The organism is Atribacterota bacterium (genome assembly GCA_039638595.1).
GTDB lineage: Bacteria > Atribacterota > Atribacteria > Atribacterales > Caldatribacteriaceae > Profundicultor > Profundicultor thermophilus.
This window is the reverse complement of record JBDIWM010000007.1, coordinates 42553-57252: the sequence shown is the minus strand read 5'-3', so window position 1 is coordinate 57252 and position 14700 is coordinate 42553. Positions and strand designations below refer to the sequence as shown.

At 48.9% G+C, this 14700-nt stretch carries 13 protein-coding genes and 1 pseudogene; 8 read left to right on the top strand and 6 right to left on the bottom strand.

Going from position 1 to position 14700, the window contains the following annotated elements:
* The 3 genes and pseudogenes from carB to ABDK92_03310 all read right to left on the bottom strand — a co-directional run.
* A partial coding sequence (carB, locus tag ABDK92_03320; protein ID MEN3185653.1) for a carbamoyl phosphate synthase large subunit occupies positions 1-430 on the bottom strand: 430 nt, incomplete at its 3' end.
* Positions 423-1474 (bottom strand): annotated as a pseudogene (carA, locus tag ABDK92_03315) (glutamine-hydrolyzing carbamoyl-phosphate synthase small subunit). The gene carB and the pseudogene carA, both read right to left, overlap by 8 nt.
* A 32-nt stretch (positions 1475-1506) precedes the next feature.
* Entirely contained in the window at positions 1507-2814 is a 1308-nt protein-coding gene (locus ABDK92_03310; GenBank protein ID MEN3185652.1) for a radical SAM protein, read from the bottom strand.
* Between the two features lie 74 nt (positions 2815-2888).
* Between ABDK92_03310 and ABDK92_03305 the strand changes: the two genes are divergently transcribed.
* The gene (locus ABDK92_03305; protein ID MEN3185651.1) at positions 2889-4127 is read left to right on the top strand and encodes a nodulation protein NfeD; all 1239 of its coding nucleotides are present in this window, start codon (positions 2889-2891) and stop codon (positions 4125-4127) included.
* Positions 4128-4129: 2 nt separating this feature from the next.
* Positions 4130-4885: a slipin family protein gene (locus tag ABDK92_03300; protein MEN3185650.1), complete on the top strand. Its 756-nt coding sequence runs from the start codon at positions 4130-4132 to the stop codon at positions 4883-4885.
* Here the strand turns inward: ABDK92_03300 and ABDK92_03295 are convergent.
* A complete protein-coding gene (locus tag ABDK92_03295; GenBank protein ID MEN3185649.1) occupies positions 4882-5403 on the bottom strand; it encodes a flavin reductase family protein in 522 nt (173 codons plus the stop codon). The genes ABDK92_03300 and ABDK92_03295 overlap by 4 nt on opposite strands.
* 50 nt (positions 5404-5453) lie before the next feature.
* Here ABDK92_03295 and ABDK92_03290 point away from each other — a divergent pair, with 50 nt between their 5' ends.
* Positions 5454-6350, top strand: coding sequence for a radical SAM protein (locus ABDK92_03290; protein MEN3185648.1), 897 nt, complete (start codon positions 5454-5456; stop codon positions 6348-6350).
* On the opposite strand, the gene ABDK92_03285 is transcribed toward ABDK92_03290, so the two are convergent.
* Both ABDK92_03285 and ABDK92_03280 read right to left on the bottom strand, forming a co-directional pair.
* Positions 6299-7426: an HD-GYP domain-containing protein gene (locus ABDK92_03285; protein ID MEN3185647.1), complete on the bottom strand. Its 1128-nt coding sequence runs from the start codon at positions 7424-7426 to the stop codon at positions 6299-6301. The genes ABDK92_03290 and ABDK92_03285 overlap by 52 nt on opposite strands.
* Positions 7419-8543: an HD-GYP domain-containing protein gene (locus ABDK92_03280; GenBank protein ID MEN3185646.1), complete on the bottom strand. Its 1125-nt coding sequence runs from the start codon at positions 8541-8543 to the stop codon at positions 7419-7421. Before ABDK92_03280 ends, ABDK92_03285 begins: the two co-directional genes overlap by 8 nt.
* Positions 8544-8623: 80 nt before the next feature.
* On the opposite strand from ABDK92_03280, the gene ABDK92_03275 reads away from it, so the two are divergent.
* The 5 genes from ABDK92_03275 (at position 8624) to ABDK92_03255 (ending at position 14698) form a co-directional block, all read left to right on the top strand.
* Positions 8624-9466, top strand: a complete 843-nt coding sequence (locus ABDK92_03275) for a hypothetical protein (GenBank protein ID MEN3185645.1) — start codon at positions 8624-8626, stop codon at positions 9464-9466.
* Positions 9444-10232: a hypothetical protein gene (locus ABDK92_03270; protein ID MEN3185644.1), complete on the top strand. Its 789-nt coding sequence runs from the start codon at positions 9444-9446 to the stop codon at positions 10230-10232. The genes ABDK92_03275 and ABDK92_03270 overlap by 23 nt, the downstream gene beginning before the upstream one ends.
* Positions 10213-11370, top strand: coding sequence for a M14 family zinc carboxypeptidase (locus tag ABDK92_03265; protein ID MEN3185643.1), 1158 nt, complete (start codon positions 10213-10215; stop codon positions 11368-11370). Before ABDK92_03270 ends, ABDK92_03265 begins: the two co-directional genes overlap by 20 nt.
* The gene (locus tag ABDK92_03260) at positions 11367-13562 is read left to right on the top strand and encodes a hypothetical protein (GenBank protein ID MEN3185642.1); all 2196 of its coding nucleotides are present in this window, start codon (positions 11367-11369) and stop codon (positions 13560-13562) included. The genes ABDK92_03265 and ABDK92_03260 overlap by 4 nt, the downstream gene beginning before the upstream one ends.
* Positions 13563-13717: 155 nt before the next feature.
* On the top strand, positions 13718-14698 hold the full coding sequence (locus ABDK92_03255) for a hypothetical protein (GenBank protein ID MEN3185641.1): 981 nt from the start codon (positions 13718-13720) through the stop codon (positions 14696-14698).
* Positions 14699-14700 lie beyond the last annotated feature (2 nt).

Below are 14700 nucleotides of genomic sequence, written 5' to 3'. Positions count from 1 at the left end.
GTACCTCGATCCCCACTTTGAGCATCGATTCCTTAAAGAGTTTCCGGTCTTCAGCTTTACGGATGGCTTCTGGCGAAGCACCCAACACTTTGATTCCAAACTTTTGCAGGACCCCTCGCTCTTCAAGTTGCACGGTGATATTGAGCGCCGTCTGCCCTCCCAGAGTAGGAAGCAAAGCATCAGGACGTTCAATCTCGATAATTCGCTCCACTACCTCCGGTACCAGAGGCTCTATATACGTGCGATTTGCCATTTCTGGATCCGTCATGATGGTTGCCGGATTGCTGTTCACCAGAACCACTTCATACCCTTCACTTCTCAAAGCCTTACACCCCTGAGTTCCAGAATAATCAAACTCACAGGCCTGTCCAATCACAATGGGTCCAGAACCGATGACCAGAATCTTTCTTATATCCTCTCTTTTAGGCAAGGTTGTCCTCCACCATCCTCACAAACTGATCAAAAAGGTACGAAGTATCATGAGGGCCAGGATGAGCCTCGGGATGAAACTGCACCGAAAAGAGGGGAAGTCTTCGGTGTTTGATACCCTCCAGAGTTCCATCGTTGAGATTCACGTGGGTAATTTCTACCTCTCCCATGGGCAAGGTATCAAAATCAACGCTGAATCCGTGGTTTTGGGTAGTAATGGCCACCCATCCTGAGAGGAGGTCTTTCACGGGGTGATTCCCACCGTGATGGCCAAACTTGAGTTTAAAGGTTTTGGCCCCCAGTGCCTGACACAGGATTTGGTGACCCAGACAGATTCCAAATACCGGAACCCTCCCCATGACTTCTTCAGCAAAACGGACTACATAGGGAAGTGCAGCCGGGTCTCCGGGACCATTAGAGAGGAGAACACCATCTGGATTCTCTTTTAACACCTCTTTGGCCTCAAACCAGGCTGGATATCCCGAAGGTTATTGAATTTCACTCCACAATCAAGCACCGCGATGGTAAACTGTCCCTTTTCTTCCCACACATAGGGCTCAGAAACCGTCACCTCCTGCACTAGGTCCTGACCAACCATGGGAGGAATCGCCCGAGCTTTGGCCACAAGAGACGCTGAATCCAAATCCACCACCGACATGACGGCGCGCATGGCTCCCTTTTCCCGAATGTGTTTGGTCAAGGCCCGAGTATCGATTTGCGCTAACCCCATGATATGGTTTCGACGCAAATAATTCTCCAGACTCTCTTCTGACCTCCAGTTACTCTCCATGGGACTTTTTTCCCGAACGATGAACCCTGCCACTTGCGGGCGAATGGATTCAACATCCAAAGTATTAATCCCATAGTTCCCAATGAGGGGGTAGGTCATAACCACAATCTGTCCACGATACGAAGGATCGGTGAGGATTTCCTGATAACCAGTCATACTGGTGTTGAATACCACTTCTCCGCTTGCTTCCTGCAGGGCACCAAAAGCGTACCCTTCAAAAACCCTTCCATCTTCTAAGGCCAGTAACGCTTTCACCTGCAACACCCTCAGCTACTATACCATACTTGTCAAGCCCCACCCGTGCAGATCCCCGGTACGGTTTTGGGATGGCGGGAAACCCAGGAATAGTAGAAACTGGCAGGCAAAAAGTAATGGAGATATCTCCAGTTACGCAGAGTCCGGCGCATGATTTTTGGCCAGGAATAGAATTGGCGAAAAACCAGGTTATACCCATCCTGAAGCTCCTGCGGGGTCATCTTGGCCGGCTGATACACCACGTGTGCAAAATCGTAATTCGACCAATCATAGGAGAAAATCCGACCTTCTTCTTTCAGTTTCAAAAAAACCTCGGTACCTGGCAGGGGTGTCAGCACTGAAAACTGGGCAAAGTCGATTTTAGCTTCTTCGATGAATTGGAGGGTTCTCGGAAAAACTGAAGCATCGTCCTCATCAAAGCCAAAAACAAAGGAGCCAATCACCATAATCCCCTGTTTATGAAACTTTTCAATCAATTTTCGGTACCGATCTACCCGATTGAACGTTTTATGCATATCTTTAAGGTTCTCCTCATTCACCGATTCAAATCCCACAAATAGCGCAATACAGCCACTACGGCTTGCCAGGTTGAGCAATTCATCATCTTCGGCCATTTTGACGGTTCCCTGACTCACCCACTTCTTGCGAAAAGGAATAAGAGCCCGGAAGAGTTCCTTGGAATATTTGGGATTCCCCACAATGTTGTCATCTAAAAACCCAATCATGGAAGCATCACAGGCTTTGACCTCCTGAATCACCTCTTCTACCGGTCGGTGACGGTATCGCCTTCCCATGAAGGTCGACACCGAACAAAAGCCACAGTTATGGGGACAACCTCTGGTGGTTTGAAAAACATATTTGAGAAGATATCGTCCTCGAAGCAGATCAAGACGGGAAGGAGGCAAACCCTGCAAACAGGGAAAATCATCATGCCGGTAAAATCGTTCCCCACACCCATGTTGCACATCGCTTAGGAGTTTTTCCCACAATCCCTCTGCTTCTCCGATCACCACACTATCAGCATGCGCAATGGCTTCTTCCGGAAGCGCAGTGGGGTGAATTCCTCCCAAAACCACCCTGACTCCCCGTTTCCGAAATTCATCGGCAATCTGGTACGCCCGAAAAGCTGTGGCCGTCATAGCCGTAATCCCAACCAAATCACAGGATTCTTCAAAGTCAATTTCTTCTAACCGTTCATCGATAATTTTCACTTCATGTTCCCGTGGGGTCAACGCCGCAATGAGGGGGAGGCTGGCCTGAGGAAAAGGGACATATCGTGCCTTCTTCTTTTGCACGCTCCCAGCATTGGGAGCAATGAGGAGAATTTTCAAAATGAACACCCTTCTTTCCATTTGTCTCGAAAGTATTATACACGAAATCCTTATCTGTGCTACAATAAAGGAGGGGAATTCCGATGAAGAAGTTCGGTATTATGGGTATTCTCATCATGCTTCTTCTCCTCAATCCTTATCCGGGGATCGGTTCTCAGCCTCAACATACCGTGGTCATCGGGGAAATCAAGGGAGTCATCACTCCGGTTATCGAGGCGTTCATCCAGAGAGTACTTGGGCGAAGCATCCAGGAAAACGCCCAACTAGTGGTTTTTGTCCTCGATACCCCTGGAGGCCTGGAAGAATCAATGCGAAACATTGTGAAGAGCTTCCTACAGTCTTCGATACCTGTGGTGATTTACGTTTCACCCCAAGGAGCCAGGGCCGCTTCAGCAGGGAGCTTCCTGCTCATTGCTTCCCACCACGCCTTTATGAGTCCCAATACCACCGTCGGTGCCGCCCATCCGGTCACCGTGGAAGGACAAACGGTGAGTGAAAAAATCGTCAACGATGCTGCTTCGTTCATGCGTTCTTTAGCCGAAACCCGCAGGCGCAATCCCGAAGTTGCCGAAAAAATGGTCCGGGAAAGCCTTTCCGTCACCGAAAAAGAAGCTCTACAGTACGGTCTCATCGATGGTGTGGTTGGAAGCGTTGAGGAAATCTTCGCCACACTCCAGATCCCAAATCCCCAGATCCTCCGGATACCCATGAACTGGAAGGAGAAAACCCTCCAGTACATTGTAAATCCCAATCTGGCCTACCTTTTCCTTACCCTGGGGGCTCTGGGTATCATTTTTGAACTGGCTAATCCCGGGGCAATCATCCCAGGAGTTTTCGGAGGCATCCTCGTACTGCTCTCCTTTTACGCCTTCTCGATACTCCCGGTCAACTTTGTGGGTATCCTCTTCATCGTCCTGGGCTTTCTCTTTTTGATTTTGGATCTCATCCTCATTCCAGGAATCGGTATCCTGAGCGTGGGGGGCATTGTGTCCCTCTTGCTGGGGTCACTGACTCTGTTCAATCCCGAAAAGGGGATTACCGTCTCCGGGTCTCTTGTAGCGACCGTTATTGCATGTATAGCGGGTTTCTTTTTCATTCTCCTCATGGGCGTGGTCAGAGCTTTAAGGCAAAAAGCCAAGGTCGGAGGAGAAACGCTCATCGGAAAAATCGGTACTGCCAAAGGAGACCTTCTTCCGGAGGGATTCATCGTGGTAGAAGGGGAACTCTGGTGGGCCAAAAGTGAAGAACCGGTGCAACAGGGTGAAAAGGTTAAAATTCTTCGAAAAGAGGGACAAACTTTAGTTGTAAAGAGGGAGGGATAAACATGGGTATCGTCCTTACGGTGGGAATCATCGTGATTGTTTTTCTGGTAGCCGCCATCAGGGTGGTCAGAGAATACGAACGGGGAGTCATCTTTCGCCTGGGACGACTGGTAGGTGCCAAGGGTCCTGGGCTTTTCTTTGTCATTCCCCTTGTGGACCAGCTGGTCAAAGTTGATCTGCGAGTGATGACCATGGATGTTCCCAAACAGGAACTCATCACCCGTGACAACGTTCCGGTAACGGTTGACGCCGTAGTCTACTTCCGGGTTATGGACTCGGAAGCAGCCGTAACCAAAGTGGAAAACTACATCGTGGCGACTTCACTCATTTCTCAGACCACGCTTCGCAGCATCGTCGGTCAGTCCGAGCTCGATGAATTGCTCATCCATCGGGATAAAATTAATGAAGCCCTGCAAAAAATCATCGATGAAAAGACAGACCCCTGGGGCATTAAGGTTTCGGCGGTGGAAATCAAAGAAGTGGTTCTACCCGAAGAGCTCAAGCGAGCTATGGCCCGGCAAGCCGAAACCGAGAGAGAACGACGAGCAAAAATCATCAATGCTGAAGGAGAATTCCAAGCAGCAGAGAAACTCTCCCAAGCCGCCAAAATCATTGCCGAAAATCCCATTGCCCTGCAGCTGCGTTACCTCCAGACCCTGAATGATATCTCCGCGGAAAACGCCACCACCGTGGTCTTCCCGCTTCCCATGGAAATTCTGAAAGCCTTTGCTCCCAAAACCGGAAAGGAGAACGATTAATCGTTCTCCTTTCGCCAGGCTTCCCTAATTTCGCCAAAGTACACAAAATGGAAGTCATTTTGAGGGTAAAACTCGGTGGCAATCGACGTTGAAAAAGTGGAGGGTTCCACTTTCGTTTTCTGCACCACCGAACAGACCAGGGACGCCTGACATTCGTCGATCATGGCTACCAGTTGACCTTCGCCATATCGGGGGGTGAAATGACAGAGGGCAAACTTATCGGTATTTCGACCCGAGTAACTCCCGCAGATTTCGATTTCCCGATGCATCGTGGGATATGGAATGGTAACGATAAAGTTCGGATTTTGCTCCAGAAGCTCGAACGAGTAACGGGATGGACGCACCAAGACAACCGCTACCGGTCTTCGCCATACAATCCCTAAAGTAAACCAGCCAATACTCATCACATTGGGGTTTTTGTCTTTTCCCTCTGTGACCAGAAAAAGACCACCCACATTTTGAATCGCCTGGAAAGCCCTGTTCACGACCATTTCCCAGGAACACTTTCTCCAGCTCATCTTTTTCACCTCCGCTTGAGCATAAATCCTCTTACAAGTATAATAAAAGTATGGTCCTGATTCAGTACTTTGACCCCTGGAAAGGGAAGTTGTGTACCTGTCCTCCAAAGTATACCCTTAACCCCTACACTGGCTGCCAACACGGTTGCCTATATTGCTATATCACCGCTTTTATCCCCCAGGCTTTCGTGGTCCGGGAAAAAAGGAATCTCCTGAAAACCGTGTCCAAAGAATTACAAAAAGTCAAATCTTCCTATTTGTCCCTCTCCAACTCCTCCGATCCCTACCCTCAGGAAGAAGCAGAGAAACAGTACACCCGTATCATCCTCACCATGTGCAGAGATTACCAAATTCCAGTCCTCCTTCTCACCAAGTCTCCTTTGGTAGCCCGCGACACAGACCTCCTCAAGACCATGAAGGCGGTGGTGAGTTTCACCATCACCACCATGGACCTCGAGAAAGTAAAGCGACTCGAACCCCACGCCCCAGAACCAGAAGAGCGAATTCAAGCCCTTCAAAAACTCCATCAAGCTGGTATTCCCACGGTGTTACGGCTGGACCCCATTATTCCGGGAATCAACGACGATCCCGGGGAGTGGGAAAAGATGTTGCAACGACTTTCCACCTCAATCCGCCAGGTGGTGGTCTCGACCTTTAAACTCCGCCCAGACTCCTGGAAGAGGTTGGTGGAAACCTTCCCCCATCTTTCTTCCACTCAAAGATGGTACACGCAGAAAGAGGGAAACAGTCACTATCTTGAGAAAAGAAAAAGGGCAGAAATCCTTCAAACGCTTCGACAAATTGCCCACCGCCATGGACTCTTTTTCTCTTCCTGCCGGGAAGGCTTTCCAGAGTGGAACGACCTCCACTGCGATGGGAGTTCTCTCTTAAAGGTTCAATCGATGAATTCCCTCTCAACAATCGGTGGAACTTCATTCCGGGGATAGAATCCTTCTGCATCCTCCCCTACCTGACAGAGAATGGCCACGGTCAACTCTCTGAGAAGATCCACATCTCTGGGCTTTTCCAGAAGATTACCGTTCTGGTCCCGGATGACCCGCACCACAGGACGAATGGGGAGTCCTTCGTTGAGTTTCACCACCACCCCAATTTCTCCAGTGGTCAATCGCACCGTCTCTCCCACCGGATAGGGCGCAATATGGCGCACCATCGCCGTGACCACCTGAAGGTCAAAGAGCTTACCTGCGTTACCCATGAGGTATTCCAGGGCTTCAGCATAGGAAAAACGCTGTCGGTATGGGCGATCCACAGTCAGGGCATCATACACATCGCTACAGGCGCAAATCCGGGAAAGGAAGTGGATATCGTTCTCAAGAAGCCCATAGGGGTACCCACTCCCATCCAGGCGTTCGTGATGCTGCAGGGCGATGAGGGAAGCCAAAAAGTCGTACCCCCTCTGGCTCTGGATGATCTCTCGGCTCCAAACCGGATGCATCTTAATGAGCTTTCGCTCTTCCTCATCCAGAGCGGTTTTTTCCTTCAAAAAACCTTCCGGAAAGCGAATTTTCCCTACATCGTGCAAAAGTGCGCCCAAACCGAGTTTTTTGAGTTGCAAAAAACTCAGATCGAGGAACTTCCCAATCATGACGCTCAATACCGCCACGTTGACCGAATGGGTAAAAATCGAATCACTGCAACTACGCATCTGGACAAGATAGAAAACGACTTCATCCTGATTGAGCAATTCCACCAAAACTTGTTCCAGAACTTTAACCACTTCCGTATAGGAAAACGAATCTCCTCGCCGTAACCGCCGCACCGCGTCATGGAGAGCACGCTGAACTTGTTGGCGAGTCTCAAACTTCAAAGGTTCATCAACGGTGATATCCCGAAAAAGTTCGTCCTCCACAAAAATCGACCGAAAACCCAACTCCTTGAGTTTGCGAATATAAAGGGGGGTCAAAGCAACCCCCTGGTTGAGGAGAACCGAACCGTCTTCGGCCAACACCGGATATCCTACTTTCATCCCCGGCTGGAGGTGGTCAACCAGGACCCTAATCATCACTCATCTTCCTTCCTGCTTCCTGAGGGATAGGCTGTCGATACTCTTCGTACCCATTCACTTCACTTCCGGCAATGGCCACGGTCAACTCTCTGAGAAGATCCACATCTCTGGGCTTTTCCAGAAGATTACCGTTCTGGTCCCGGATGACCCGCACCACAGGACGAATGGGGAGTCCTTCGTTGAGTTTCACCACCACCCCAATTTCTCCAGTGGTCAATCGCACCGTCTCTCCCACCGGATAGGGCGCAATATGGCGCACCATCGCCGTGACCACCTGAAGGTCAAAGAGCTTACCTGCGTTACCCATGAGGTATTCCAGGGCTTCAGCATAGGAAAAACGCTGTCGGTATGGGCGATCCACAGTCAGGGCATCATACACATCGCTACAGGCGCAAATCCGGGAAAGGAAGTGGATATCGTTCTCAAGAAGCCCATAGGGGTACCCACTCCCATCCAGGCGTTCGTGATGCTGCAGGGCCACCGTGATACTCACCACTTCTTCCGGAGCCTTTCCGGTGATGAGCTCCACCGACCACAGGGGATGATTGCGCATCACTTCCCACTCCCCAGGGAGGAGTTTTCCTGGTTTATTGAGAATCTCCAGCGGAACTTTCACTTTTCCCAGGTCGTGCATTAAACTCCCCAAGGCCAGCATTCGCAATTGCTGCCGGGATAATCCCAGAAACTTCCCCAAGAACACTGAGAGCGCCGCAACATTGACCGAATGAGAAAAGACGGCATCATCGTGCTGGCGGAGCTGCACAAGACTCGCTACGGATCGCTTGCTACTCAGAACTTCATCGATGATTTCGTCCACCAGCTTCCGAATCGGTTCCAGAGAAGTTTGTTTCCCTTTCACAATACTGGTAAACGAATCATTAAGGGTTAAAAGAGCCTGACGACGAACATCGTGCGAAATGGTTTCTTCTAAATCGACATCTCGAAATCGGTGATCTCGAACATAGATATACTCAAAACCGGCTTCTTTGATGCGCAGGATCAAGCGGCTGGTGAGCGTTACGCCTTCTCGAAGGAGAACCACACCATCGTCCCGTAGGAGCGGATACCCTACCACCATTCCCGGCTTTAAATCTTGCACCCGTACTTTAATCATCCTTCGTTCCCACCAACTTCCGTTGCGTTTCTTGGTTTTTCTGTTATTATACTGTACGAGTGAGGTGACACCAAGAACAATTGATCGAATGGAGAGAAAATTTCGATGAAGTGAAAATTCCAGGGTATGTTTTGCCGGCTCATCTCTCAGGCTGGTATGAAGAAAGAGCCTGGGTAGCAGGGCTTCCAGTACACATCACCGAGCTGGGAGGGAAAACGCATCATCAGCATCCGTGGCTTCTTGAAATCGAACTCTATGCTCCTTCTCTCCCTTTTCCCCTCTCAGAGGGGGAACAGGAAGCTATCCTCGATGCTTTCGAAACCACCATCGATAATTTCCTATACCAGCTCAACTTTTATGAACAATTGGGAAAAAATTACCGTTTCATGTTTTCGCTGTGTCTTTTAGCCTATATCATCGGACTTTTTAGTGTGAATACCTGGTGGTTCATATGGTTCCGTCAGCCGTATTTAGCTCTGGCCGGGATTGATAATTGGTGGAAGAGGAAAAAAGCCAAAAATCTGGAACAATGCCATAAAAAAAGACTCATCCTGGGAAAAGACCAGAAACGCCTGGAAGCCGTGAATCAGGTTTTTTCGTTCTATACCCAGATTCAGAAAGCCGAAAAAGACTTGCTCCGTGAGCTCATCGACTTCTGTCGAAAAAATGAGAGAGGGAATTTTGCCTTTGGAGAAATCCGGAAAATTTATCAGGACCTTCTCAGTAAGGAAAGAGAGGAGAGTTTTCTTCTCAAAAGTATTGCCCATACTCCCCTCAAAAAACTGGCTCGTTTCTTTCTGGGAGACATGCTCCTCATCCCAGAAATCATCACCCCAAAACTGATCACCCCAACCCGTAACCTCGCTTTCGACCTCACTCCATACCTCCAAGAGGTTCTCTATGCCCAGAATTCACCTCTATAAACTTTTCACCAAAGAGACATACACCCTCTTCTCACCCCACCATCCCTTCTTCGTGGAAGAGCGAATGGTCCGATATCAGAAAGTCGCGCAGGGAGAAAAGACAGAGCTCGTCCTCCATGTAGGGAGAAAAAGCGAAGCGGAAGCATTGATTTCTCTTCCCTCTGACTTCCTAACCGTTCAGGAAGAATCCTCTACCCTCTCCATCATTCCTCGGAAAACCGTGCAGGAGGTCATGGAATATCTCCAAAAAGGGATTCTGGACACCCTTCACAAAGAGGATGCTCTCCTCCTCAACGAAGAACGACGTCGCCACATTTTTTACCACTATGGTCGCTTTCGCCTGCGAGGATTTTACGGGATCCTGCACCGTCTTTTCCCCATCGTCTTCATCATGCACGGGATTGCTGGTTTCCAACCCATGACCTGGGACATGATCATCGGTGACCCCTATTTCGAGGACCGAAACTACCTGGAAATTCTCCGCCATTATCAGACCATCGAAGCCGGCTTGGACGAATTTTTCGAGGATTTGTCCCTTCGGGTGGTGGAAAATATTGCCCTGCGAACCCTCAACGAGCTGGTTCAAGAGGAAGAGGGATTTAACAAAGCCGCCCATCTCTGCACGCAACTCGGACTGGGATTTTTAAAAGATTTTTACTGGCCAGCCACGCAGGCCACCGAACACAGCGAATGGAGTCGATTTCTGCGCCCTCCAGTACCGCTTTTCCCCTGGAAAGAAGAACGCAATGAGAAGCACACCGTATAACGATACTGGAATCATCGATTACACCCTGGCCTTAAATTTTGAAGACTGGCTGGACCTGAGCTATGAAGACTTCATGGAACGATTGTCAACGACGTTTCAGAAATACGTTTCCCATTCATCCTTTGAAGCCCAATTGACCTTTCTTCCTGAAGGGAAGAGCGACTTCATTACCCCTCAGGGACGAAAAATTCCCATTCTAGAAATCGGTAACCGTTCCGTCTCCTGGAATACTCTGATTTTTGAAGCCACTTGCCATGGTGGGGAAAAGCTCCATTCTGTAACCCTCCTGAGCGCTTTCTTTTCTCTTCTTAAAGAGGGAAAAGAGCGGAATGAAGTGCTCAAACGCGCTCACCTGGTCTTTCTCCCGGTGCTCGATCCCGATGGCTGGCACAAGGGAACCCGGGCTTATGTCGACCGCAGCGGGGAAGAAGTCCACACCCCGGTTGTGGTAGGTATGCACCACATTCGAAACCTTTTCGGATGGGAAGACACCAATGCCGTCTTCGGCCGTAAAAATCGAGGTTTACGCAGTCGCAGAGTTCTGGCCCTGCAGGAGTACCTCCTCCGCTTTGCCCAGAACCTCAAGGTGTATTCCAGCCTCCACGAGACGGTAACCTTAGAGAGTGAACTGGTCTATAAAAATGCTGGCGTGATGATTCTTGTACATGACCACTTTAGCACTCAAGAACGCGAAGACATCGCGCGTTTGCGATATCCCTTAAGAAGCCTGGAAAAATTGGAGTGTGCCATCCGAAAAAAACTACCGTTTCTGGTTCCCAAATACCGGAGTGAAATCCTCCACCATTACCCTTCCCTTCAGAAAACCGTCTCTATTCGTAACTACATCCGAAAAATGGGTTTGGAAACCTTCTCCGACAAGTTCGAAGCCCTGTTTCGAGAATTTCCCTTCTTCGTGGAACGAGAACTCCCGGTGTGTGAGGGGGTGTACCTCCTTGGTCCTCTCTTCTGGAAAGCTCAGATCGCTCTGGCTCCCGATTTCTACCAGTACCATACTGGATGCGTGGGGCGAACCATCGAGACTTTTGCCCAGTCCCGGAGAGAACGAATTCTGCAGGGACTGGCTTTCATCGACGGAACCATCCGTGTGGAAATAAAGGGGGAAAGATTTGACCAGTGAAAGGTCAACGCATCATTCATTTTGAGATTCCTCACCCTTTTGATGCGAGCAAAAGAATACTGGTCACTTCTAGCGAGGAAGCCAAAAAAACCTTTTCCCGAATTTTTGCACTATTACGGCAGAGAAAAAGAACGAGTATCCTCCATGAGATTCAGAGCTTTTCTCCCGATGAAAAGACCATCGAGCGGGGTATCACCCATACCGAAAGGCTCTTTCGACACTGGCGAAGAGAATACCAGCACATTCTGGGACAAGATATCATTCAGATGGTCCTTTTGCTCCTTCTTTCTTACGCCATCTGGAATATCGGTTTCATTCCCCGGCTCGTTGACTCCCTCTTTGTTCTTATGGGTGATTACCTCAATAATTATGCCCGAGTGGTGCTCATTATCGCCCCACTTCTCTACATGGTCTACAAAAAATTCCTGGTTGGCGATACCATTTTTGCCCACCGGCGAAGTTTCGCTTTTCTGAAAATCCGAGATTTCCTCAGCCTCCCACTCATCGATTTCCTGCGGGAAGATATACGTCGGTGGATGCACCGAATTCCCTCAAGAGAAATTCGGGCCCTGCTTCTTGAGCTCATTCGTCACTTAGAAAGGCATGACTTCGCTTCGATTACTGCGCTTCTCCAAGAACTACGTCAAGAGGCCGAAAACCCCAATCTGAGCTGGAAAGAGCGTGAAATGCTTACCTCCTTCTATGAAGAAATGGAACACTGGTTACGATATAACTTTCAGCAAGAAACATTCACAGCGACCTCGAACCAGTTCCTAAGAGAATTTTTCTTCTCTCCATTTTACGAAGCATGGTCCTCACGTATGGAAAACCTTCTTAAGGAATTTCTCTCGCAACCAGATGCAGGCAAAACCCAGGAAATTGCAGCAATGTTCCACCAGCTGGAAAAAAAGGTTCGCATCGAGCTCACCTCAAGGTTTACAGCAAAATACCTTGAAGCCCTCATCAATTACTACCACGCACTATACGTCTTCTTTTCCCAACCACGAAATCGGGAGAGAGAACCCGTTTCTGACGCTATGCTCCACGATGCGCTTTTCTCCCCCGGAAAGGCGAAATCGTTTCTCACCCCTTTAAGAACCGTTCTCTTTTCCTCTCTTATGCTTGGTATTGCCCTTTTCACCTTCAGCGTCCATCTGGTCGACGAAGAGGATTTTCTGGTGGTACGCCAATTTCTCCCCGGCTGGCAGGGTCTTTGGGGAGAAAGAGTGGAAGTCGTTCAGGAAAGCCTGATTGCACTGGGAGGGAAAAAAATCCTTTTCTCCTCTCCCCGACCTTTTGGGTTCACCCACCGCTCGACACTGCGTCCTCAGAATGTCCAGGTGAATTTCATCCTCCGGGAGGTTGAACCGTCGCTTCGGGGCGGAATCGCTGGTACACTCAGGTATTTCTGGGACAAAGGAATGGCTTTTTTTAAAGAAGGTTATGGAAACGACTTCATCGTGCTGCAGGGAGATATCACCTTCCGGATTGAAAGTCCTGAGAAATGGAAACAGTACGACTTTGACGGTTTAGGGAAAGAACGGCTAACTCGGGATTTAGAGAATTACCTGAATTCCTACTTTGAGAAACTTCAAGGAACCTACCGGGAACGCTTTTTTGCCGAAGGAGAAAAGAAGGCCAGAGAACATCTGGCGAAAGTTTCAAAAAGTGCCCTTTTCAAAACCTGGGTACGTCGCTTTCTTTACCCTTCTCCTCTTGACACCTACCGCGTTGGTTCTGTATATGATATGTACCTCGTGGGGTTAGAGTGGCTCCTTCGCCATCCCCGCATGGAAGACCATACGGAATGGAAAGAATTTGTGGAACACGAAATGGAAATCATCAGGGAAAAAATGGAACAGGAACATGATGCGTTAATTGCCAATCCACTCAAAGTCCGGAAAATGTTTCGCAATCCCAATCTCTTTGAATTTGCCGACTATCCTGGACTATACCAGACCCTGATTTTTATGGCCATCACTGAACTCGTGAACTCCAAACTCATTGAGGATCTGCAAGACAGAAGAAAAATCGCCCAAGTCAACCAAGAAGCCCTTGCGTACCTGCAGAAAGAAAAGACCTTCTTCTGCAGCACCACCGGTATCGAAATTCAGGCAGTAGACCTTCGTATTGGAAAAGTGTCCTACCTGTACTATGTGAGAATGCTCCAACGAAGGCAAAATCTCCTGTGAGAAAGAGGTACAGTATGCGCTGGAAAACGTTCTTGAGCAACTTTGGCAACTGGATTATCGCACTTGTCGTATTTTCCCTCTTGGTCACATTTTTCGTTTTGATTCTTTTCTGTCGCCATTCCCTCCCTCCCCACAGCGTGGGTATCGTTCGGTAGGTGTGGACTCGAGAAGGAACCCTCTTTGGTCCCAGTTCCTTTCCCTTCCGAGTCCGGATTGTCATCAACGACACTGACCACTCCCATCCATTCCTGATTCAACCTCCCCCTTTCGGTATGATCGAAGAAGTCATTCCCCTCAATACCACGTTCTCAATTTCGTTCTGGTTTCCCCTCTGGCGCAAGGATAAAATCACCGGAAACCCCAACGATGGTAGCCTCGTATATTTAGGACAGGTGGAAAGCCAGTTTCAGATTGTCGATTTCAAAAAATTTGCCCGAAACCTTGACCCCCAGGTCTTTAAAAGAACCGTTGATTTGAACCCACCGCTCTTTGTGGCTTCCTTAGAAAAAAGCGGTAAACCCATCCCCGAAAAACGCTTCGACCTCTTACAAGAAATGCTTCGTTTTGATTTTTCCCGGGAAATTTTAGCCAAACTGGGACAAATCTCTCAGAGTATCGACTTCAAAGTGTACCTCATCCAGAAGGCCCGAACCGGAACGGCACTTTCACTCTCTGAGCAGAAAATCCAGATCTGGAAATACTTAGAAAATTATCCCTGGTATAAGTTGGAACCCCAGGCAATCGGGAAGATCTTCCAGGAAGACAATCAGATTCTATCAAAAATCACCGAGTATCTCAAAAAAGAAGGAGCCCAGGACCAAACCGCAAAACAACTGAAAGCTGAAATACAGGAATACTTTTCCCGGTACATCGAGAAAAATCCCCAGAGTTATTCCCAAGAACTCTGGGAATACAGCATTGAAAAGGGGTTATCCCTAACCCATACCCCCTCTCCCGATCAAATTCGGACTCTGACCTATATCTATGTTCATGACCACCTCCATACGCTGGAGGAACTGCTCCAGAGTGAGGAGTACCAGAAAACCCTGACCGAACGGTACGGAGTCACCCTCGAGAAAACAAAAATGGTCATCACCGAAGACCTGTTCTCCCGCCATCCTGATACCTTACCGTAAGG